The following is a 23,452-nucleotide window of genomic DNA, read 5'->3' as shown; positions in this document are numbered from 1 at the left end:
TTATTCGATACAAGTCCGTTGGCCACAGTCAATAACCCCCAGTTTTAATGACTGGGTCATAGAGCACGGCCCCGAATTCTATTGGCGATTTTGTAGTAATGAATGCCAACACTGATATCGTGGTCAGGTCGGGTTAGAGGGTTGTCTCTATAAGCCTTGTGAATATGGCCCAACATAGAGAATAAACCTCCGTACTGGCGCAAGAGCGCTTCATGACCCTGGCTTCTCAGATGCTGGGCATATTGTATTGCCTCGTCTATTGATTGGCTGAAGCTTGCCGCTGAGGATAGTTGCTCTGATTCTGGCAGGCTTTTTGAAATATCAGATTCAATTTTATGGAGTAGGTGTCGGACTTTTTTCTCAGCCAGTTTTAGATATCTCTTACCCCGTTGTGCAGTCGTTTCTCCGGGTTCCAATTTAGATGAGAGGTAATCGTAATGGCTTGATGATTCGAGAAGTAACCAGGCTTTGGCTTGCTGAAGCCGGTACCAGATTACTGTGTGTTTGGGAGGTTGTAATTCACTCAGTAGCTCTCGGGCCTGATCAAATTCAGCCTGATAATGTATCAAATTCATGGCTTCATTGATTTGCCTCTGCATGGCTGAGGGAGACAGAACTGGCTTATCAGAGGTGGCTGTAACGTCTTCTTTTTCAGATGTATCTCTGGTTGTTTGAGTTGAATCAGGGGTTTGTGGTGTTGGAGTACTCTCGTCTGAACTCTCGTCATCACTGTTACTTCCTGATGCAGTGGATGTATCCGTCGTTGAATCAGATTGTGATTCCAGTAATTCTTTATCGACCTGAGTTGGGGAAGGCGGTTTGAATGTATCCAGTAGCAACGCTTTTTTAGTATGCCAGTGATCCAGGTGTCTGCTCACGGCAGCCAGCTCTTCAAACTCCAGTTCCTGGGCTTCTCCTTGTTTGCCGTCCGTAAATGAATGCTTTGACTGCTGACCCAGAACATGAGCATATAACGGTCGCTTCTTATCAAGAAATGCCTGCAGGTGTGCTTCGCCTTCAGTCAGTTGTTCAATGGCTCTTTCGGGTTGCTGTCTGGCAATATAGAACTCACAGAGATTTTCATAACCTTGTATTGTCATCTTGCAGTAGATGTTATCAAGATGAGCTACGATGGCATCATGATGTTTTACGGGATCCATTGCAGCCATTGCTCTGGCACAAAACAGTCTGGCGGTAGGTTGTGGGCTTTTTTCTATTTCTGAAAGTAAACGTGTTCGGACTTTTGGATTCCCCGTTTTCAAATACTGGACATACAGATAGATCACAGCTGCGGTGGATTGGGGATCTTGAGTCTTTAAATAGGGTTCAATCTTTGAGGTTGAATGTTCAGTGGCCCCTTCATCCATATAGTCACATAATCCGCCTGTAAAGTAGGTAAGTGCTATGGGGGCTGCGTCAGCAACATTTCTGCCTTCTGTAGCCAGCATTTGGAGACAAACCTGCTTCATAGGGTCATCATCCGATAGACTTCTGGTCTGGGTTCTCATTTTTGCCTGCTTATCTTCAAAGCGGCACTTTTTATCTTTGTATTGCTCGAGAATTCGAACGCCTTCCTCAGGGTTACACCATTTGAGAAGGCTGATACTGCCCAGTAAACCGCTTCTTGCCAGCACGAGATACTTTGCAGCATCTGGGTGGTCCGCCTCCCAGGCTTTTTGAAAGCAGCTAACTATAAATTCATCAAAGCGTCTTTGGAGACTTAACTGGCTTCTCCCCATAATGATAAAAGCACTGGTTCTCAAGTAATGATCTTCAGGTAGCTTGGCAAGTAATTCTCTGGCGTTCTGGACTGCCAACTTGTACTTTCCCATGCCGTAATAACTGGTAGCCAGAAGATAATGAGCTTCAGGTAATCTGTCGGGCGATTTTAGCAGTGTGAGACCTTGCCTTAGCGAGGTTTTATAGTAGTCATCTGATTCTTCAAGGGTTCTTGCCGGGGCTCTCGTCCTCAGTTCTATCTTTGTCTCCATCTTTGCTGGAAGCTTCTTTCCGGCATGTAATTGTTTTTCAAGTACTACTTTCTGTCTCTGGCTTAGAGAAAGCCTTCCGGGCATATCTGTAGGAGGAGCTGCAACCGGGTTGTCAGACTGTTCTTTCTTTTTTTTCCTCTTCTTTTTCCCTGAAGAACTGCCTTTTGAAGGGTCAGTCTGTACAGGTCGATCCGGTGGTGATGGGCCATCCATGTTAAGGCTCCTGAGCTACTTTCCACCAGGTGGATAAGCCGTTTTCATAAGGAGGAGCCTTGTCTGGATGAGCCAGTCCCTTTCGATAAATCATGGGCCAATACGGGAGGTACCATTGTGGAATGACCGCGTATTGCCAAAGTACTACCCGGTCAATGGCCCGGCAGATCATTATTAATTCATCCCGGCTTTGTGCTGCAATGGCTTTTTCTACCAGAGTATCCAGGACAGGTAGCGAAATTCCCGAAATGTTTTTACCAGCATGACTCTTGCCACTGGCACTTCCCCAAAAATTCTTGAGTTCGGTCCCGGGGGCAATACTTGGATAAAAACCATGGATCACCATGTCAAAGTCAAACTTCCTCAAACGGTTTATGTACTGTGAGGTGTCAATGGTGGTGACTTTCACTTTGATCCCGAGCATGGACAGATTATTGGCAAAAGGCAGGACAAAACGTTCAAACTCAGGCTGGGAAAGAAGGATCTCGAAAACCATGGGTTTGCCGGTCTTTTCTTCCTTAAGTACGCCATTTTCAAGTTTCCAGCCTGCCTGTAATAACAGTTTCAGAGCCTTGACCCTGTTTGCTCTCCAATCTCCGGTGCCATTGGTTTTTACGGGCTCATAAGCCTGGTTAAAGACTGCTTCCGGGAGTTCACTTTTCCAGGGTGATAACAGCTTTATTTCTTTTTCAGAAGGAAGCCCTGTTGCTGCCAGTTCAGAGTTGGAAAACAGGCTGTAGGCTTGTTCGTAGATACCAAAGAACAGATGTTTATTGATCCAGTTGAAGTCCTGTGCCTGACTGATAGCCTTGCGGACACGGCGGTCATTGAAGAGAGGCTTTCTGAGGTTGAAAACATAGGCTCTCATACCCAGAGTTTTATTCGGAATTTTTTCCTGGATGATTTCACCCTGACTTAGCGCTTTTCCTTTATAGCCCTGGGCCCAATTTTTCGGGTTACCATCCACGCGCAAATCATAACTGCCTTGCTTGAAAGCTTCCAAGGCAACCGATTCATCCCGATAATAATCCGTGCGAACAAGATCAAAATTATGGCGCCCCTTATTGACGGGTAAATTCACCGCCCAATAGTGTTTCACGCGCTCATAAGTTACATAACGTCCTGCTTCTAACTCTTTGATTTTATAGGGACCACTAGATAGCGGTGGTTTCAGGTCAGCCTGAGTTAAATCGTTTTCTTCCCTCTGCCAGAAATGAGCGGGTAATACTCTCAGTTGCGACAATCTAAGGACCAGGCTTTTACTGGGTGGGCTTGAAAATGTGAACTTTACAGAATATTGGTTGAGCGCTGTAACGGATGAAACGTCGGAGTAAAGATGGCGGTAATGGGGAGGACCATTTTGTTGCAATTCATTAAATGTGTATACGACATCGGATGGTTTTATTCTTTCACCATCATGAAATTCCGCATCCGGGTTTAGATGATAAATGACCCATGAGAAATTTTTCGGGTACTCAATGCTCTCAGCAATGAGGCCATAAACGCTGTAGGGTTCATCTCCGGCTCTTGCCATCAATGTGTCATATAAGAAATAACTGCCATCGGCCCAGTTTCCTTTGGGAGCAAACGTGTTAAAGGTGTCAAATGTGCCTGTTGCAGCTTTTCGTAGCATCCCTCCTTTGGGAGCATCCGGGTTGGCATAGTCAAAATGACTGAAACCTTCCGTGTATTTTGGGGCATCATGGATGCTCAGGGCATGGGAGCGAATAGTGTCCTGAGTCCAGCCTTTATGTGATCCCAAAGCAAAGAGCATTGTCCAGAGAAGAAATGTCTTGCCGAGCATTGTTCAGTGCCTGATCTTATCGAATGCCATTTACATCGACTGATTGTCAGGATTCTTGGGTGAGGAGTGCACATTTCAAGCTTTTATCACTCAATAACACGATTTATCTTACTCAGTTGTTTGAATTATGAACAATTCATGACAAAGAAAATCATTAATATCTTTAATCATCAGTAAAAGTTGATCTGGAGCAATTAAAAATACCGATTCCTATATAGAATTTACGCAAACACAAGACAGGGAACCAGAGAGTTCCTAATTTTTGTCCTCAGAATGTAACCGGTTACATCTGAAGGGCAAAAACACAACCGATCACATAACACGCCCGAGTACACACAGGGAAACATTAATGTTCAAGAAGACCATGCTGGCCAGTGCTGTAATGGCCGCTGCTTTTGTCTCCACCGGTGCACAAGCAGAAGAGACTGGTAACCCTTTCTTTGATGATGCCACCATTTCCGGCGGTATCTACAACTTCACACGAATTCGTGACCGTAAAGACGCCCCGGGCGGAGATTACGAAGAGAACATCCATCACTCCACAGCGATGGCAAACCTGGAGTTTAACTCCGGTCTCTATAACGGCTGGTTCGGTGTCGATATGGGTGTGTTTGGCACCTATGATCTTTGGAACTCCGGTACCTCACAGTACAGTGAATTCTCCCTGATCAATGACAAGGGCGAAATCCACAACGGCTTCAGTGTATACAAAGCTAACGTCAAGTTTGATTTTGGTGCTGTTAAAGCCCGTACAGGTTACCTGCAGCCAAGTGGTCCAGGTGTTCTCGGTGTTAACTGGAGCTTTGCACCAGGCACTTACAGCGGTAGCGAGATCACTTACAGTAAAGGTGGTTTGAATCTGGCTTATTTCTGGGCAAATGAATACAAGAGCCCGTGGACCTATGACATGGAAGGTATGATGCGTGAAGACGGTACACGCATGAGCTACGTTCACAGCATGGGCGCCAGTTATGACTTTGACAATGGTGTCAGCGTACTGGGTGCCTTTGGTCAGGGTGAAGACTATGTCGATATGTACAAGTTCAAGCTGGGTTACAACAACAAAGGTCTGGGTCTGAGCTACCAGTTCTACGGAATTGATGACAAAGCTGACGATGGCACAGCTAACGATTTGTATGACGGACTGGGCTACCAGCACGCCATTACATCCAGTCTGGCTAAGGGCAACTGGACATATCGTGCAGAAGCTACGTACACACGTGCAAAAGGTCAGAAAGGTGCGTTCGTATTCCGTCCAACTTACGCTTCCGGCGAGTCTAACGGTTCATATGAAGTATGGTGGGATCAGCGTTCTGACTTTAACCATGATGGAGAAAAGGCTGTATTCGCCGGTGCCTGGTATGACTTTACTGAAATGGGTTATGCCGGTTGGACCGCAGGCTTCTCTGTTGGCTATGGCTGGGGTGCAGAATCTCAGGATACCAGCGTAACCACTGAAGAACTTGAGGAAATTGGCTACAGTGTTGATCTGGGTTACACCTTCCAGACAGGTAACCTGAAAGGCGCCACTGTGGCTCTGCATGCTACCTACTTTGACCTGAAAACCGATGTAGGCAGCTACACCACTGCATTCCCGAATGCTTTCCAGGACGAGAAAGACATCAAGCTGATGTTCATGATGCCATTCACCCTGTAAAGGGAAGAGCATAAGCTCTTAATGATTGTGTGGGGCCGCCAGTAGATTATTCTGCTGGCGGCTTTTTATGATGGGCGCTTGCATTTTCATGCTCGTCTTCTGGCTGATACCACCAGGCATCAAGATCACTGCCATAAAGCTCGCCATGCACAGGTCTTCTTAGATGAGGATTTCTGTAGACAATTCTGAAGGTAGGTTTGTACCAGCCTTTAGTGAAGTAAAAGCGGGTGACCAGAAGCCTATCCAGGGCTCTGGCAACTGAAATCATTGACGCTTCATTTTCTGCCTGTACCAGTTTTTCAATCAGGTAATCAATGGCAGGGTCGTTAACCCCCGAATAATTATATCCTTCTGACTCATTCGATGAGTCACTGCTCCAATAGGTTCTTTGTTCATTGCCGGGTGAAACCAGTGCAACGAGCACTTCAAGCAGCATGTCATAATCATGTTTTCTAAGTCTGCTCAGATACTGACTGCTGTCTACGGTTTGAATGGCAATCTCAATACCTAATGGGGAAAGTGCTTTTTTGAATGTGATAGCAATTTTTTTCCTCTCATCATCCTGCATCAGCAATTTTAACTTCATGGGCTGTCCCTGCTGATTTCTCAAAACGCCCCTGGATAATGTCCAACCCGCTTCTTTCAGAAGTTCAAGCGATTCTGACAGGCGTTGACGGGTATTCCTGTTACTTTTCAAATCAGACAGCGGGGTAAAAAAATGTTCAGGAAGGCTTTCCTCAAAGGGTTTAAGCAAAGCGATTTCATCATGCCCAGGCAGGTCAGGGCTGGCAAAAGGCTGGCCACTGAAGAGACTGCGAGTCTCAGTAAAGCTGTTATGCAAAAGAGTGTAATTCACCCGAGTAAAATCAAAGGCTTTATCGATGGCTTGTCTGACAAGTATATCTTGTAGGAATGGGTTTCTGGTATTGAAAAAGAAGTAATACTGATCAAAATATCCCAGAAGAGGGACTTCAAGCTTCTTAATAGTCCCTGAATCGACTTCCTTCTTGTTATAGCCATACTCCCAAGCCTGAATATCAAATTCATATCGTAGATCATAGTGACCGGCATTGAATGCCTGGAGTGCAGCAGATTCATCTCGATAGTAATCGAATGTCATGCTCTTGAAGTTAAATCGGCCCCGGTTCACTGGATGATTTTTGGCCCAGTACTGATCATCACGAGTCAGTGTCAGTTGTTTACCCGCTTTGGTATTGCTGACTTTATATGGGCCAGAGCCTGTGAGAGGGATCATCGTAGATTTATTGAAATCCTGCTCACGCCCTTGCCATTGTGATCTCGGCAGGACAATCATTTCAGACAGGATGGCTGGAAGTTCCTTTATGCCGCTCTTGCGAGCTTTAAAGACCACTCTTGATGAAGATCTGGCTTCAACCGACTCTACTTCCCGGTAATAGTTTCTAAAAGAAATGTCGCCATACCGGGTTAAGAGTTTGAATGTGAAAGCTACATCATGAGCAGTAACTGGCTGGTTGTTATGAAAGCGGGCATCAGGGTTCATATTGAAGGCAACCCATTCAATATCGGGACCGATTTCTATGGATGAGGCCAGCAGTCCATAGCTGGTGTATGCCTCATCCAGTGACAATTCCATGAGACTGTCAAAGGTGTAGCGATAGATGCCAAACCCGGCTACACCTTTCCCGGAGAAGGGGTTGAGGGTGTCAAAGGTGCCCAGAACCTCCCTGCGTATTTCACCCCCTTTTGGAGCATCACGGTTCACATAATCAAAGTGCTTGAATTCAGCAGGGTATTTGGCTGTACCAAAAATAGTCACTGCATGAGAGACGTTTTTTCCTTGAGTCTGAGCAACAGTATTTAAAGCACTAAATGCTATAGCAATTAACAACCCGGCTAAAACGAAAGCATTATTTTGCTTCATACCACCAAGTACTCAAATCCAGAGCATAGATTGAAGTATTTTCTGGATGTTTTAGTGTGTCTCTGTAGACAACGGGCCATGAAGGCATGTACCAGAGAGGCAGAGCATAGTGACCCCAGAGCAGAACCCGATCCAATGCATGAACCATTGAGAGCAGTTCTTGTCGGCTGGTGGCTGAGGGTATGAGCTGAGCGATTTGATCAACAACAGGAGAGTGAGCCCCGGAAAGGTTTTTTGTTCCGTGCTTCATGAAAGTATCTGAACCCCAGAGCGATGCTTGTTCAGTGCCTGGAGAGGCGGTATGAGGGTATACATGCAGAACCAGTTCAAAGTCCAGTTCACGGATTCGTGCAACCATTTGAAGAGCATCGACTCTCTGAACGTTCAGCGTAATTCCCAGATGATTCAGACCGTCTTTGAGAGACAGTAATACTTTTTCATGTTCCGCATTGGATACCAGTGCACTGAGAACCAGTGGCTCTCCTTGCTTGTTGATTTGTTGATTGCCTTTAATCTGCCAGCCAGCTTCTTTGAGCAGTTTGAGCGCTTTTACTTTGTGAACCCTGTCTCCTGAACCCAGCTGACTGTCAGGAACAGAAAAGGGCATCTCAAACAGGGCGGCAGGTAACTCTGTTTTCCATGGCGTGAGCCATTTCAGTTCTTCTTTTGTGGGTAATCCTCTGGCTGCCAGCTCTGTGCCTGCAAAGAAGCTGTTGGCGCGACGGTACATTCCATAAAACAGGTTTTTATTGAGCTGCTGGAAGTTGAAAGCGTAACCTATGCTTTCCCGAACCTGAGGATCTTTTAGAAATTTGTGACGGGTGTTGTAAGTCAGGGTCAGGGTTTGAGGGTTATGATTTTGAATGGTTTCCTGCTTGAGTCTGTTTTTCTCAAGACGGCTGGTGGTTAACAGAGAATTCCAGGTCGACGGCTCGGTCACCATTTTGAAATCATATTCACCATTGAACAGAGCCTGTAACAAAACCGACTGATTGCCATAATATTCATAAATCATACGATCAAAGTTATGACGGCCTTTGTTAACGGCAAGATCTTTGCCCCAATAGTTTTTATTTCTGATAAAGCTGATGGAGCGTCCAGCATTTATTTTTTCTACTTGATAAGGACCGCTGCTGACCGGAACATCGAATCCTGAAGCAGTGAAGTCCCGGGTTTTCCAATAATGTTCAGGCAGTATTGGCATCTGGCCCAATATCAGTGGCAACTCCCGGTTTTTGTTGTGTTTGAAGGTAAATAAAACCCTCATTGGGGCAGTCACTTCAGCTTTATCGATCTCAGAATAAAAGTGGCGGTAAAAGGTTGAACCTTTTTCTCGTAACAGGTCAAAACTGAATTTAACATCGCTGGCGGTAACGGGTTGGCCATCGTTGAAGCGAGCCTTTGGATTGACGTGAAAGGCCACCCATTTGTTATCAGGATCCAGTTCAATCAATTCAGCAATCAGTCCGTACTTGCTCAGAGGTTCATCCCATGATCTTTGTAAAAGAGTATCATAGAGCAAATGACTGCCTGCAGCTGCAGAACCCCGGTCTACGTAAGGTGTGATGGTATCAAATTGACCGACTGCTGCTTGACGGAACTCACCCCCTTTAGGTGCATCAGGTTTGGCATAATCAAAATGCTCGAAACCGGCACTGTACTTTGGCTCACCATAAAGGCTGATAGCATGCTTAAGGGGGATTTTATCCTCTGCAATAACCAGGGTGGTCAACAGCAGTAGATGGAGTCCTGTCAAAAGGCGTTTCATTCTTTTTGATTCTCCCACCAGATGCTGAGGTCTATAGGACCAAAAAGACCTGCATGATCCGGGTAGCTGTAATTGTTTCTATGGGCCACACGCCAGTATGGCTGATAAATCTGGGGTATCGTGTAGTTCTCCCAGAGCAAAATACGATCAAGAGCCCGCGTTGCGGTCTCAAGCTGTTCCAGAGAGTTGGCTTTTATGATGTGGTTAATCATATCGTCGACAGCAGGGTTTTTAACGCCTGCGAGATTCTGGGTACCATGATCGTCTGCTGTTGTGCTGCTCCAGTATTCACGCTGTTCATTGCCAGGAAGGTCGGGCTGCTGGAAGGTTCGCAGAACCATGTCGTAATCATGATTGCGTATTCTTCTAACGTATTGAGAGACATCTATGGACACGATGTTCATTTCAATACCCAGAAATTCCAGGTTGGTTTTAAAGGGTATAGCAATGCGTTCCTGCTCAGGAACAGCGAGCATCAACTCAAACTTGAGTGGCTCACCGGTCTTTTTATTGACCATTTTGCCGTTTCTGAGTTCCCAACCAGCCTGCTTCAGGAGCTTGTTGGCGTAACTGAGCTGTCTGCGAATATTGCCACTGCCATCAGTTTGTACACCTGTCCAGGGTTCTTTAAACAGTTTTTCTGGTAAGCGGTCTCTGTAGGGATTAAGTAGTTTCAGCTCGGAATTACTGGGGGCATCTCTATGGGCAAACTTTGAGGTGGCGAACAGGCTTTTGGGAGCAGAGTATATGCCGTACAGCAGATTTGAGTTTGTCCAGGCGAGATCGTAACCCTGACTTACTGCTTCACGAACCCGCTGGTCTGTGAAAGGAGCCTTACGGGTATTAAATATAAATGACTGTACCTGAAAACTTCTTCGTGGGTAGTCTTTCTTGATGATTCTACCGCTTTCAATATCTCTACCTTTGTAGGCAAAGGTCCAGTTCTTCGCCAGGTTTTCAACACGAATGTCATAATTGCCTGAAAGAAAGGCTTCTAATGAAATGGTTGAATTACGGAAATACTCCAGCTTGACCTGTTTGAAGTTATTTCGACCGACATTCACAGGTAAATTTTCAGCCCAGTATTGATCGTTTCTAACCAGAGAGACTTTCTGGCCCAGTTCATAGCTTTTGATGGTGTAAGGTCCGGAGCTGACTGGAAGCTGAACTTTACTCTCATCCTTATGGTTTTCATGCCAGTAACTGGGGTGAATAATGGGTAGTTGAGCCAAACGAAAGGGTAGCTTTTTATCTTCCGGAACATTCAGGGTTAATTTAACCCGGTTATCTGCTTCAACTTCGATTTTTTCTACATCCTGCATGATGAGTTTAAAGCTGGAGAATTCCCCATTTTTATAGTTCTGGAAGGTTTCTTTAATGAGTTTGGCAGTGATTCGACTGCCATCAGAAAATTTTGCCTTAGGGTTGATGACAAAACGCACCCAGCGGTTATCGCTGGGAAATTCGATTTGCTCGGCAATAAGTGGGTACAAGCTGCCTGGTTCATCTCTACTGGCGATCATCAGACTGTCATAAATATAAGGGCCCACAGCAGCAGGAACGCCTTTAGAAGTAAACAGGTCAAAGGTGTCATAAGTGCCCAGCACTGCCAGTCTGACTTTTCCCTGTCGGGGGGCGTCAGGATTAACGTAAGAGAAGTGTTTAAAGTCTGATGAATATTTTGGTTGACCGTGCAAGCTCAAAACATGACTGGTTTCGTAAACATTCTGGCTATTAGCCTGCAAAGAAATCGAAAATAAGGCAATCTTCATATTCAGAAAACAGCATGCCCATTTTTTCATAATCATTATTTTCCTTATTGACTGTCTTTTGTAGACGCCGGATTCATCCACCATGAAGTCAAACGTATGCCAAAGGGTGGAAAGGTTTCAGGTGGCTGGATATGTTTCCAGTACGCAATCCGGATAAAACGGCCTTGCCAGTTAGGAATAGTGTAATGCTCCCAGAGCAGAACACGGTCTAGAGCTGACATGGCTGTGTTGAGTTGATTATCTGTTGAAGCGGATAAAGCCATTTCAATCAGCGCATCCACCGCTGGATTACTAATGCCAACTATATTATGACTGCCATCAAGTTCAGCAGACTCGGAGTGAAACAATCCTTTAAGTTGTTCACCAGGTAAGAAAGGGACTGCAAAGACAGCGGGCGCCATATCAAAATCTCTTTGTCTTATTCGGCGTTGATACTGGCTAAGATCGATGGCTCTGAAATCCATTTTGATCCCGACGCTGGCAAGATTGTTTGCAAAGGGGAGTATGAAACGGTCAGCCAGCTTTGAATAGTGCAGAAATGTAAACTGGAATGGTTCGTTTTGATCGTTAAGCAGTTTACCTTGTTCATAATGCCAACCGGCTTCTTTCAACAGCTTTAAAGCCTGTCTTCTTTGCGTGGTAATATTGCCATCACCTTTTGTTTTTGAGTGCTGGAAAGGTTTTGAATAAAGATCAGCGGGAAGCATGCTATGGAAAGGTGTCAGTAAAGCCAGTTCATCGCTAACAGGCACTTTGGTTGACTGACTGTTGTGAGCAGGGAAGAAACTGACCGCTCGGGTATAAGCATTATGAAACAGCACCTTTGAAGACCACTCCCAATCGAACAGCATACTGACAGCCTGTCGGACCCTTCGATCCTTGAATAATGGCGACCTCAAATTAAAAACATAGAAGCGTCTGCCGTAGTGCATTTTATCCGGAATATTGATCTTGGAGATTTTACCTTGCTGAATGGCTGGAAAGTTATAGCCAGTCTCCCAGTTCTTTGCCTCACCTTCATAGTGAATATCTATTTCACCGTTCTTGAAAGCCTGAAAGCTAACGTGACGATCTCGATAGAAGTTAAGCGTAATCCTGTCGAAATTATACAAACCCCGGTTGACGGGAAGATCGGCAGCCCAGTAATCCTTAACCCGCTCATAGACGATCACAGAGCCTGGTTTAACCTGGGTAATCTTATAGGGCCCACTTAACAGTGGTGGGGTTAATGTCGTTTTGGTGAAATCACGATCTTGCCAGTAGTGTTTGGGTAACACCGGCAGCTCACTGAGTTTGATGGGTAACGCTTTTGAGGATGACGGTTTGAGATAGAAATGAATAATATAGGGGCTCTCAATCTCTACGTCCGAAACTTGTTGAAGCGTTAGCTTGAAGTTAGGGTGACCACGCTCAAGCAGTGTTCTATACGAAAATGCCACATCTTCAGTAGTTATGGGATGTTGATCATGAAATCGGGCGTTTTTTCTTAACTTGAAAGAGAGTTTGCTCCGTTCTGGGTCGTAGGCAACAGATTCTGCAATGAGACCATAAACTGTGTTCTTATGATCCATGGACGGAGCATACGCCCCGGTACCCACCATCAATGGCTCATTCAATTCAGTAAAACCGTACCGGAAAGTATTATTGGCCTGAGTGGGGGGAATCCCCTTGGCACTGTATGGATTTAACGTGTTGAATGTTCCCAGGGCTGCAAGACGCAGGTGACCCCCTTTAGGTGCATCTTTGTTAACGTATTGGAAGTGCTGGAAGCTTTTTCCGTACAATGGCGCATCCATGACGGATAAATAATGTTGCCAGTTTTCCCCTGATCCATAGGAAATTATCGGGATCCATGCCCAGAGAATTGTGAGAATCAACCGTTTCAAAGATGCTTCCCGCCAAAAGTAAACCGATACACTATAGCATCGACAGGGCAGGGAAGTGGTTTACCAGAAGAGGCCAGATCCGGATTATCGGATCTGGCGATAGAGGACTCTAATCGTAAGCGCGGGTTACGTCGACGTAGAGAGTTAACAGTTGGCCAGGCTGAAGGTATTTGCTGTCAAAGGTATTCCAGTTACGAATCTGGGCAACAGCGACATTAAATTTGTCAGCAATGCGGGACAGAGAATCTCCATTGCGCACCTTATAGTTTACCTTTCGAACCACGCTGTCCTGGGACGCATTGGTCTTGGTCCAGACTACGAGTTTCTGGCCTATATGCAAGGTATCTCTGGGTGAGAGGTTGTTCCAACGGGCCAGCTCTTTGACTCCGGTATTGTACTGCTTGGCAATACTCCAGAAACTATCGCCTGATTGAACCTGGTAGTTAAGGCGGTGACGACCGGAACGCTGGGTGTTCTGCTTGGTAATACGACGTTGTCCTGCGGTCAGGGAATACTCTTCGCGATCTTTGGCTGGAACAGGAATCAATAGACTCTGTCCTATACGAATCATATTGCCACTCATCTTATTCACTTCCTTGATGAGCTTGGGCTCAGTCCGGAACGTATTGGCAACCTTGATCAGACTGTCACCGGATTTGACGGTGTAACGGCGCCACTGCATCCGTTTTTCTGCAGGCAAACGGGCCACTTCTGTTCGGAAGGACTCGGCCTTAGCAATGGGTACCAGCAGATAATGCGGACCTGATGGCGGTGTAGACCATCGATTCACACCCGGGTTCAGGCGATAAAGTTCATTCAGAGGTACGCCGGACAGTTTGGCTGCTTTAGCCATATCGAGCTGGCCACCGGTCTTTACCTTGGCAAAATGAGGTTTATTGGGGATGGGCTTAAGTTTGATGCCGTACTTGGACGGATTCTGAACAATCTTGCCCAATGCAATCAGCTTGGGTACATAAGCTGTGGTTTCTCTGGGTAGGTCAAGATGCCAGAAGCGTGTGGATTTACCCAGCTTTTTATTCTTGTTAACGGCATTGAGTACCCGGCCCGGACCTGAGTTAAAGGCTGCCAGTGCGAGTTCCCAGTCTCCGAACATTTTGTGAAGGCTGACCATATAGTCCAGTGCAGCCCGGGTAGCGGCTACTACATCTCTTCGACCGTCATACCACCAGTTTTGCTTAAGGCCGTAGTGTTCTCCGGTCGCAGGCATGAATTGCCAGAGACCGGATGCTCCTGCATGGGAATAAGCGAATGGATCGAAAGCGCTTTCTACAATGGGCATCAATGCCAGTTCAAGAGGAACACCACGCTTTTCGGCTTCCATCAAAATAAAGTAGAAATAAGGGCTGGCACGATCAGAAACACGATTAAAGTAGCCCTGGTTCTTCTTGTACCAGCGAAGCTCAGCCAGCACTCTGGGATGATTGCTGGTCAGATCCATGGCAAGACCTCGACGGGTTCTTTCCCAGAGGTCGGTAGCCGGCTTTTCAGCTACCCGTTTTTTGGTCGGCTTTTTAGCGGTTTTGCCCTTGGCAACTTTCTGCTCGGCCTTGGAAGGCGGAGTGGTTCCCACTTCTTCAGTCGGCAGTGACTGGCAGCCAGCCAATGTAAGCATCAGGGTGGCAGCACCGACAACGCGGACCAGGGATTTCACCTCGACAGCGGGAATACGTGCAGGCGTTTGTTCTGTGATCAAAGGTTCAGACATAAAAGCATTGTTTATCTAGAAGGAACACAGTTTTTATCGTCATTAGAAGTGATCCTTCCACTGACGTAATGCACCAAACACGTCTGCATCGTTAGACAAGACAGTTTCCGGGGCGTGCTCCTTAACTGCAGTAATGACACTGTTCTGGTCAGTACGCAAAAATGGATTGATGGTCATTTCCAGCTTGAGTGATGAAGGCAGGCTGGGCCTGTTCTGCTCGCGAAGCTGGTTCACTCTGTTTCGGTAGTCTTCGATAGAGTGGTTCTCTGGCTCAACCACCTGGGCAAAAGCCAAGTTGGCCAGTGTGTATTCGTGTGTACAGTATATCCGGGTGTTTTCGGGCAGAGCGCGCAACTTATAAAACGAGTTTTGCATCTGCTCTGCAGAGCCTTCAAACAATCGGCCACAGCCTGCAGAGAAAAGGGTGTCACCACAAAAAAGTATGGGGTCTGACTGTTTGGGCCTGGCAAAGAAGGCAATATGATCGAGTGTATGTCCCGGAGTAGTTATAATCTCGAATTGAGTGTTAAGAATGTTGAGTGCATCAGATTCTTTAAGTATGTGTGTTACACCCAAAATATCTGGATTATCAGGACCATAGACGGGAATGTTACGGTCTTTTGTCAAGGCTTCTATACCGTTGGTGTGATCCCAGTGATGGTGAGTAATGAGAATGCCTGACAATTCCAGACCCTGTTTTTGCAGGGCTTCTTTAACGACTACCGCGTCTCCTGGATCAACCACAAGACAATGCTGGCTGCTGTCTTCGGAGAGCAACCAGATGTAGTTATCTTGAAAAGCCGGGATAGCCTGAATCTGGATCATGGGTCTATAAATCTGATAATGGTCACTGACATTCTAACGTCAAGAACTGTTAGAAACATCATTTTTTACAGACTTTACGTGTAAAGTCGGTACTATTTTCTTTACGATTGTTATCTGAAGAACACTCTGGTGCTGGTCGAATCCTGTTGTGCCAGATAAGATGTGTAGTTGACCAGGACAACATTCTGGCTCGAGATTTTTGCTGAAATGACAACAGCATTCATGGAAAAAGCCTGATGCAAAGGTTCAAAAAATCGACCAGGCCTGCGATGCCTTGCAGACTGCAGGCTCTGCAAAACTGGATGACCTCTGGTGCTGGAGAGTATGTACTCAGGGCTGAGCGCTGTCACATAGAGCATGAGTTAAATTTTATCTTCGGTTATCATGCCGCCGAATTGTCAGTGTCTCCATCAGCAGACCTGCTGGCAAGCTCACAAGTGAGTCGCAATTTCCAGTTTCATCCTTTAAACACTGAGCCGGCCTCTTCACTGCTGCTTGATCCCTATCATTGGCCAGTATCACCAGGCAGTCTGGATCTGGTGCTTTTGCACCATATTGTGGAGGTATCTGATCGTCCTCATCGTCTGCTGAGTGAGGCGGGAAATACCATTATACCAGGCGGCAAGATGCTGGTAGTTGGATTTAATCCACTGAGCTTGTGCAGTCTGACCCGTATGGTATTGCCCAGTTATCGCAGACTGTTTAATGGCGTGCAGTTTATAAGCCCTAACCGGATGAGGGACTGGCTGACATTGTTAGGATTTAGCGTTGAAAAAGTGATTCACGGCGCGTATCTGTTTCCTTCGAATCACCCGACAAAAGGGCTGGGATCAGAATTGGTGGAACAGCGCTGTCATAACTGGATGCTGCCTTTTGGCAGTTTTTACATCATTGTTGCTACCCGGGAAGTGGCTGGCATGACTCCGATCAAGCCCAGCTGGTCTTCTGTGGGTCAACCGCTGGTTGGCGGACCAATAACCGGTTCGAGCCGTGTGGGAGAGAATCGTTGAGTAAGCTCGTAGAGCTGTTTACAGATGGTGCCTGTAAAGGAAACCCGGGGCCTGGAGGCTGGGGCGTAGTGATGCGCTACGGCACTGCAGAGAAGGGTTTGTACGGTGGTGAAGATGAAACCACTAATAACCGTATGGAGCTGATGGCAGCCATTGTTGGACTCGAGACGTTAACACGATCCTGTCAGGTTCGCCTTACCACTGACTCCCAATATGTCAGAAAGGGCATCACTGAGTGGATGACTGGCTGGAAGCGTAAGGGTTGGAAAACTGCCGCGGGTAAACCCGTTAAGAACCAGGATTTGTGGGTACGTCTGGATACCCAGAATGCTCGTCATAATGTCGAATGGTGTTGGGTGAAAGGCCATGCAGGGCATCGTGAGAATGAAATGGCCGACGAGTTGGCCTGTCGTGGTGCTGAAGAGATTATAAAGGGTAAAAAACAATGACCCGTCAGATCATAATGGATACCGAAACCACCGGTATTGATCCTTCACAAGGACATAGGATTGTCGAGATCGGTTGTGTCGAAATGATAGACCGTAAGCTGACAGGGAATACCTACCATGTCTACATCAACCCTGAACGTCATATGGATGATGAGGTTATCCAGGTCCATGGTATAACCAATGAATTTGTAAAAGATAAGCCTCTGTTCGCAGCGGTAGCCAAAGACTTCATTGAGTTCATCAAGGATGCTGAGCTGATTGCTCATAACGCACCTTTCGATGTGAACTTCCTGAATCATGAGCTCAAGTGGCTGGATCCGGCACTGGGTAAGGTCGAAGATTACAGCAAGATCACCGACTCTCTGGCGATTGCCAGGAAAAAGCATCCAGGTCAGAAAAACAACCTTGATGCTTTGTGCAAACGTTATTTTATCGATAATTCAGCCCGAACCTTCCACGGGGCTTTGCTTGACTCCGAGATTCTGGCTGAAGTTTATCTGGCCATGACCGGTGGCCAGACATCATTGCTGCTTGGCGGAGCAGGAGATGGAGACGGGGAGGACGTAACCAAAATCAGACGTTTGTCCTCTGATCGTCCTGCCTTGAGAGTCATCAGTCCTTCTGACGAAGAGCTGAAACTGCACAAGGAAAAGCTTGAGAAAATTGGTCAGGAAGACTGGTAAATGACTTTTTCCGGAGCACAGATGGTGCTCCGACTCTCTTACTGATTTGCTGAATATCCACTACCTGGATTCCTTCAATCCGCTCCAGATACAGAGTGTGCAGATTGCCTTTCTATTTCCATGAGTGGCAACATTATATTTTCATACCTTTATTTTTCAGTGCGACTCACGTGAGCAGAGAATTTTATGAGTGCTTATACACCTGCGGCGGGATGGAATCCCGAGGGAAATCTGTCTGACTGTTTCTTTGTCCTTTCTGGACGTGATATTGCATTAAACCCTGACGGACACTGTTTATGGGAAAAACAGTCCTGGATGCAGAGTGTTGAAGCTGTTCAAACAGGTCATATAGGGAAACAAAGTGTTGCAGTGATACAGCTTCAGGAGCCTCCTGCAGGAGCTTCGGTTATAGATCCCAGACAATTTATGGCAAGTCAGTCAGAGTCACTGGTTGGATTGTATAGCCATGCGTCCCAGATTCTTAGATCAAGAAAAGACCATAAGTTCTGCGGTCGGTGTGGTAGTGCATGTAAGCCCGGAGCAGGGGAGTGGGCTATGACATGTTCAAACTGCGAAATGCCTTATTACCCAAGAATATCACCCTGCATCATTGTATTGATTCATAGAGGTGATGAAATATTGTTGGTGCAACACAAGAGACACCTTAGAAAAACCACCATGCATACTGTTGTGGCTGGGTTTATAGAGCCGGGAGAAACAGCTGAAGAAGCTGTGGTAAGAGAGATCAGGGAAGAGGTGGGTCTTGAAGTTAAAGGGGTTGAATACTGTTTCAGTCAAAGCTGGCCATTTCCCCATGCACTCATGCTAGGTTTTCGAGCTGAATATTCATCAGGAGAAATTCTGTTAGAGGAGGAAGAAATAGCCAGTGCTGAATGGTTTAATCGTAAGGAACTCCCTGACTTGCCCCCTAAGTTTACTATTTCCAGACATTTAATAGATTATTAATATTATACAATCATATATCTAGTTGGTTTAATCAAAATACACACTGTGCAAACTCTAGAGTATTGAATAATGAAGGACTGATTGTAATCAGTCCGCATCAGTGGCTTTCATACCTCCATGTAGAAGTTAAAAACAGAAAAAGAGCATGGCAAAAAACGGTGACACAATAAAAGTTATTGGTTTTTTCAGGTATTCTTAGTCAGTCACATAGTAATGAATGTTGGGAGGCTCTCTTGGAGTATCTGGCGGAATACGGTTTATTCCTTGCCAAAGTGGTCACTTTTGTCGTGGCACTGCTGATCGTCATTGTTGCTGCAGCAGCAATGGGGCAAAAATCGAAAAAGATCAGTAAAGGGCATCTTGAAATCAAGAAACTCAATGAACATTATCAGCACCTGAAAGATGATCTTCAGCATGCCATTCTGGACAAAGAAGGTTTGAAACAGCTGGCTAAAGATAAGAAAAAAGCTGAGAAAGAGAAAAAGAAGGACAAAGACAAAAAGCAAGAGTCCAAATCACGACTCTATGTACTTGAGTTTGATGGTGATATGAAAGCTTCGGCGGTCAAATCCCTCAGGGAAGAAATAACCGCTGTACTTTCTGTGATTACAGAAAAGGACGAGGTTCTTCTCAAACTTGAGAGTGCAGGGGGCATGGTTCATGCCTATGGTCTGGCCGCTTCCCAGTTGCAACGGATCAGAGATCGCGGTGTCAAATTCACCATTGCTGTCGACAAGGTGGCTGCCAGTGGTGGCTATATGATGGCCTGTACCGCTAACCAGATTGTTGCAGCCCCCTTTGCCATCATCGGTTCCATTGGTGTTATGGCTCAACTGCCTAACATCAACAAGCTTCTCAAAAAGCATGATGTGGATATTGAGCTTCACACGGCTGGTGAGTTCAAAAGAACATTGACGGTTCTGGGTGAAAACACGGATAAAGGCCGTGACAAGTTCAAGCAGGACATTCAGGACACACATCAACTGTTTAAAGACTTTATCAAGGAAGAGCGTGACCAGGTGAATGTTGAAGACGTGGCTACCGGAGAAATCTGGTATGGACGTCAGGCCATTGATAAAAACCTGATTGATAAAGTCATGACCAGTGATGAATACATCTACAGCAAGGTGGATGAAGTTGACATTGTCCAGGTCAGCTATGAGGTTAAAAAAGGCCTTGCCAGCAAGCTGGGGCTGGCAGCTGAAACCACTCTGGATAATACCTTTGGAAAAATCTGGGAAAGAGCTACTCAAACCCGTTATTTCTCATAAGAGGTTATTCGCGGACAACGGTATGAATTTGTCTCGTATATTCATATAAATACCGTTCACCCTGAGCTTGTCGAAGGGTTGTGTTATTAGGCTTCGACAGGCTCAGCCCGAACGGGTTTTGAGAGGGTTTCAAGTTCGGACAAGTCTGTAGAAAGTAAAAAATCCCCCGGATCTCTTTGATTCGGGGGATTTTTATATGAAATCAAAACTTCTTCTTAATCTCTTCTGAGTTTCTCAGAAACCGCTATGGGCGACTCGTAATTAAACACGACTACATAGGAAGAGATGATCAGGGTCATAATGGCGGTTGCTTGTACCACATGAGCCGCAATTTCGCCCATCAACATCTGTCCCGCTGCCAATACTGCAATCAGAATTGAGAATTCACTGGTTTGTCCCAGTCTGAAACCCACCTCCCAAGCCGTTGATTTCTTTTCATTAGCTCTAAGCAGAACGCCGAATGTTGTGGGTTTGAGCAGCAGACAGACCACCGTCATGATGAGAGCTGGGAACCAGACATCATCAAGCAGACTGAGATTGAAGCTGGCCCCGATTGAGAAGAAAAACAGAACCAGAAAGAAGTCCCTCAACGGTTTGAGGTTAATGGCTATGTATTGTGATATTGGACTGGTTGCAATACTGACACCGGCAATAAATGCCCCGATCTCGTAAGAAAGGTTGAGGGCATGAGCCAGCTCTGCAAAACCAAGGCACCAGCCAATGGCCAGCAGGAACATATATTCATGGAAGCGATCAAATCGGGCCATTAAAGGTAGGAGGGCATACCTTACCGCCAGGAAGGCCGCTGCAATAATCATGGGAAGTGCGGCCAGTGCCATGAGTACATCTGCTTTACTGTTGGCAAAACCGCCATCAAAGTTATACAGCAACAGTAGAACCAGTATGGCCAGTAAATCCTGCAACAGCAGCAAGCTGACCAGGATTTCACCCGTATGCTTGTGATGCAGTACTGTTGTTGGCAACAGCTTGATGCCAATAATGGTACTGGAAAACATCATGGTTGCGCCGGTAATAACGGCTTCTTTCTGGCTAAAACCAAACGCCAGACCTAGCCCATAACCGGTGAGGGCAAATATGACTGAACTGATCATGCCTACTGTGGCTGTTTTCTTAAGTAAGTGCCCAAGATGACTGGGCTGCATATCGAGCCCCAGCAGAAACAGCAGGAAGATAATACCGACATGGGCAATATCATTGAGAAGCCCTGTGTCCGTAACCATTTCCATACCGTAGGGGCCCAGGAAAGCACCCAATACAATATAAGCGACCAGAAGTGGTTGACGGGTAAACAGGGCGGCTGTGGCGAGCACCGCAGCACCACTGAAAATAAGAAAGAAAGAGAATAGCAGGGAACCACTTTCCATTAGACGCGCCAAATAGATAATTGTTTATAAATAGGGCTCTTCCAGCCCACATTTTGGATGAAGCTAAAAGACCAAGTATATACCCAAGCTATTGAATGCGGGTAACCCGAAGTGTCACTGGGCTCTATTCTTATGGGATTTATTCAGGATTGAGTATGAGAAGAGGGGGGAGGGCTGCTTAATACAGCCCTGAATGAATGTGTTTAAGCTCTTTTTCTGTACAATGGTTCCGGATCATCACTGCTGCCCTGATAGCGCAGAGTAAAAGTATCCAGTGCCTTTATGGCGTCTTCTGCTTTCTGGTCGTCTCTCAGGTAGTAGCTGGAGAAACCACAACGCTTCATCATGAAAATCTGGTCAACCAGAACATCACCGACGGCACGGATATCGCCTTTAAACTGATAACGATCCCTTAGAAGCCTGCTCAACGAGTAGCCTCTGCCATCCATAAACTTAGGGAAGTTAATGGCTATCAGCTCAAACTTCTCCAATTGGTCTTCGTAATCTTCCAGTTCATCGTCACTGTCTAGAAACAGACCTATAGGCTGATTCTGCTGCAATAATGTCTGATGTTGGTTCAGATGCTTAGCCTGAATCAACAAAGTACCACTTTCATTCTCAGAGTTTTCAGCGCCCAATAGCTGGTACTCTTCCTGAAAGACTTCGTTATTCTTAAGCAGCCTGGCCATACACTCGCTCCTTGAAAGGGGTTATGCCGATGCGCTGGCAGGTATCAATAAATAGTTCATCTTCATGACGCTGCTCGATATAAACGCTCAAAATTTTCTCAAGAACACTGGGGACTTCTTCTCGTTTGAAAGAAGGCCCAATAATCTTGCCCAGAGAAGCTGCTTTGGCAGCAGAGCCCCCCACCTGAATCTGATAGTACTCAATACCTTTACGGTCGACACCCAGAATACCAATGTGTCCAACGTGGTGGTGGGCACAGGCATTCATGCAGCCAGAAATGTTCAGATCCAGCTCGCCCACGTCATGCAGGTAGTCGATATCTTCAAACTTCCGCTGTATTTCTTCAGCCAGGGGAATCGAGCGGGCATTAGCCAATGCACAGAAGTCACCTCCCGGGCAGCAGATCATATCGGTTAACAGGCCACGGTTAGCGGTTGCCAGACCAATTGCATTGAGTTTATCCCAGAGCTCAATCAGAACACTCTGCTCAACATCAGCGAAGATTAGATTCTGTTCGTGACTGACTCTAAGTTCACCCAAACTGTACTGATCAGCCAGGTCAGCAATAGTGTCCAGCTGTTCTGCTGAAACATCGCCAGGAGCATCGCCTGTAGCTTTAAGTGTCAGAGTAACTGCACAATAACCTGGCTTTTTATGTGGGAAAACATTCTGCTTAAGCCAGGATTGAAAACCTGCAGGGGCTTTCAGAGCCAGGTCATTGAAATCCTGATCATTCAGGTTTTTATATTCAGGCTCGATAAAGTGCTTACTGACACGTTGGATTTCAGTTTCTGGCAGTATGGAAGCACTGTCTTTGATGGTTTCCCACTCTGCTTCCACCTTTTCACTGAACACTTTTGGTGTCATGGCTTTTACAAGGATTTTGATCCGTGCTTTGTATTTGTTATCGCGTCGGCCGTAGCGGTTATAGACCCGTAGAATGGCGTCCAGATACGTTAGCAGATGTTCAGGCTCAATGGACTCCCTGATAACACTGGCCACCATAGGTGTTCGGCCCAGACCGCCACCAGCCAAAATCTTAAACCGGACTTCACCGCTGTCATTACGGAAAGCATGCACGCCAATGTCATGAACCATGGAGGCAGCACGGTCTTCTTCAGAGCCACACACGGCAATCTTGAATTTACGGGGTAAGAAAGCAAATTCAGGGTGGAAGGTTGACCACTGGCGAATAATTTCACACCAGGGTCTTGGGTCTACAATCTCGTCACGTGCTACACCCGCAAACTGGTCAGTAGTGGTATTTCGAATACAGGCACCACTGGTTTGAACCGCGTGCATTTCGACTTCTGCCAGATCAGCAAGAATATCGGGCACCTGTTCCAGCAGAGGCCAGTTAAGCTGAACATTCTGGCGGGTCGTAAAGTGAACATACCCTTTGTCATACTTGCGAGAGATTTCCGAAATTCTTCTCACCTGACGGGTATTCAGC

Annotated in this window: 17 protein-coding genes; 6 read left to right on the top strand and 11 right to left on the bottom strand. The window is 46.2% G+C overall.

What is annotated here, in order from left to right; all coding sequences use genetic code 11:
• Nucleotides 1–56: 56 nt before the first annotated feature.
• Both WG89_RS22345 and WG89_RS22340 read right to left on the bottom strand, forming a co-directional pair.
• Nucleotides 57–2,204, bottom strand: a complete 2,148-nt coding sequence (locus WG89_RS22345; protein ID WP_062269926.1) for a tetratricopeptide repeat protein — start codon at nt 2,202–2,204, stop codon at nt 57–59.
• A gap of 1 nt (nt 2,205) precedes the next feature.
• Entirely contained in the window at nt 2,206–4,008 is a 1,803-nt protein-coding gene (locus WG89_RS22340; protein WP_062269925.1) for an extracellular solute-binding protein, read from the bottom strand.
• A 349-nt stretch (nt 4,009–4,357) separates the two neighbouring features.
• On the opposite strand from WG89_RS22340, the gene WG89_RS22335 reads away from it, so the two are divergent.
• On the top strand, nt 4,358–5,665 hold the full coding sequence (locus tag WG89_RS22335) for an OprD family outer membrane porin (RefSeq protein ID WP_062269924.1): 1,308 nt from the start codon (nt 4,358–4,360) through the stop codon (nt 5,663–5,665).
• 46 nt (nt 5,666–5,711) lie between these two features.
• Here WG89_RS22335 and WG89_RS22330 read toward each other — a convergent pair whose 3' ends face one another.
• From WG89_RS22330 to gloB, 6 genes are all read right to left on the bottom strand, one after another.
• Nucleotides 5,712–7,568 carry an extracellular solute-binding protein gene (locus tag WG89_RS22330; protein WP_062269923.1) on the bottom strand — a complete coding sequence of 619 codons (1,857 nt, stop codon included), beginning with the start codon at nt 7,566–7,568 and terminating at the stop codon, nt 5,712–5,714.
• Nucleotides 7,555–9,336: an extracellular solute-binding protein gene (locus WG89_RS22325; RefSeq protein ID WP_079253991.1), complete on the bottom strand. Its 1,782-nt coding sequence runs from the start codon at nt 9,334–9,336 to the stop codon at nt 7,555–7,557. Before WG89_RS22325 ends, WG89_RS22330 begins: the two co-directional genes overlap by 14 nt.
• The gene (locus WG89_RS22320; RefSeq protein ID WP_172806893.1) at nt 9,333–11,138 is read right to left on the bottom strand and encodes an extracellular solute-binding protein; all 1,806 of its coding nucleotides are present in this window, start codon (nt 11,136–11,138) and stop codon (nt 9,333–9,335) included. The genes WG89_RS22325 and WG89_RS22320 overlap by 4 nt, the downstream gene beginning before the upstream one ends.
• Before the next feature lie 14 nt (nt 11,139–11,152).
• The gene (locus WG89_RS22315) at nt 11,153–12,994 is read right to left on the bottom strand and encodes an extracellular solute-binding protein (protein ID WP_153301757.1); all 1,842 of its coding nucleotides are present in this window, start codon (nt 12,992–12,994) and stop codon (nt 11,153–11,155) included.
• A gap of 109 nt (nt 12,995–13,103) precedes the next feature.
• Complete coding sequence (locus WG89_RS22310; RefSeq protein WP_062269920.1) at nt 13,104–14,720, bottom strand: lytic transglycosylase; 1,617 nt, start codon at nt 14,718–14,720, stop codon at nt 13,104–13,106.
• A 42-nt stretch (nt 14,721–14,762) separates the two neighbouring features.
• Entirely contained in the window at nt 14,763–15,545 is a 783-nt protein-coding gene (gene gloB, locus WG89_RS22305; RefSeq protein WP_062269919.1) for a hydroxyacylglutathione hydrolase, read from the bottom strand.
• A 269-nt stretch (nt 15,546–15,814) separates the two neighbouring features.
• On the opposite strand from gloB, the gene WG89_RS22300 reads away from it, so the two are divergent.
• The 5 genes from WG89_RS22300 to sohB all read left to right on the top strand — a co-directional run bounded on the left by WG89_RS22300 (nt 15,815) and on the right by sohB (nt 19,924).
• Complete coding sequence (locus tag WG89_RS22300; RefSeq protein ID WP_172806892.1) at nt 15,815–16,555, top strand: class I SAM-dependent methyltransferase; 741 nt, start codon at nt 15,815–15,817, stop codon at nt 16,553–16,555.
• Complete coding sequence (rnhA, locus tag WG89_RS22295) at nt 16,552–17,004, top strand: ribonuclease HI (RefSeq protein WP_062269917.1); 453 nt, start codon at nt 16,552–16,554, stop codon at nt 17,002–17,004. Before WG89_RS22300 ends, rnhA begins: the two co-directional genes overlap by 4 nt.
• Nucleotides 17,001–17,687 (top strand): DNA polymerase III subunit epsilon, encoded by a 687-nt coding sequence (dnaQ, locus tag WG89_RS22290; RefSeq protein WP_062269916.1) that lies wholly within the window; start codon nt 17,001–17,003, stop codon nt 17,685–17,687. Before rnhA ends, dnaQ begins: the two co-directional genes overlap by 4 nt.
• Before the next feature lie 186 nt (nt 17,688–17,873).
• Complete coding sequence (gene nudC / locus WG89_RS22285) at nt 17,874–18,653, top strand: NAD(+) diphosphatase (RefSeq protein ID WP_062269915.1); 780 nt, start codon at nt 17,874–17,876, stop codon at nt 18,651–18,653.
• Nucleotides 18,654–18,886: 233 nt separating this feature from the next.
• A complete protein-coding gene (gene sohB / locus WG89_RS22280; protein ID WP_062269914.1) occupies nt 18,887–19,924 on the top strand; it encodes a protease SohB in 1,038 nt (345 codons plus the stop codon).
• Between the two features lie 215 nt (nt 19,925–20,139).
• Here sohB and WG89_RS22275 read toward each other — a convergent pair whose 3' ends face one another.
• The 3 genes from WG89_RS22275 to WG89_RS22265 all read right to left on the bottom strand — a co-directional run.
• Complete coding sequence (locus tag WG89_RS22275; protein ID WP_062269913.1) at nt 20,140–21,309, bottom strand: cation:proton antiporter; 1,170 nt, start codon at nt 21,307–21,309, stop codon at nt 20,140–20,142.
• 203 nt (nt 21,310–21,512) lie between these two features.
• Complete coding sequence (locus WG89_RS22270) at nt 21,513–21,998, bottom strand: DUF934 domain-containing protein (protein ID WP_062269912.1); 486 nt, start codon at nt 21,996–21,998, stop codon at nt 21,513–21,515.
• On the bottom strand, nt 21,982–23,452 hold a 1,471-nt coding region (locus WG89_RS22265), incomplete at its 5' end, for a nitrite/sulfite reductase (RefSeq protein WP_062269911.1). The genes WG89_RS22265 and WG89_RS22270, both read right to left, overlap by 17 nt.

It is taken from the genome of Endozoicomonas arenosclerae, assembly GCF_001562015.1.
In the GTDB taxonomy this organism is placed as follows: domain Bacteria; phylum Pseudomonadota; class Gammaproteobacteria; order Pseudomonadales; family Endozoicomonadaceae; genus Endozoicomonas_A; species Endozoicomonas_A arenosclerae.
Note: the sequence above shows the minus strand (reverse complement) of the source record. Positions and strands in the feature narration are given on the sequence as shown.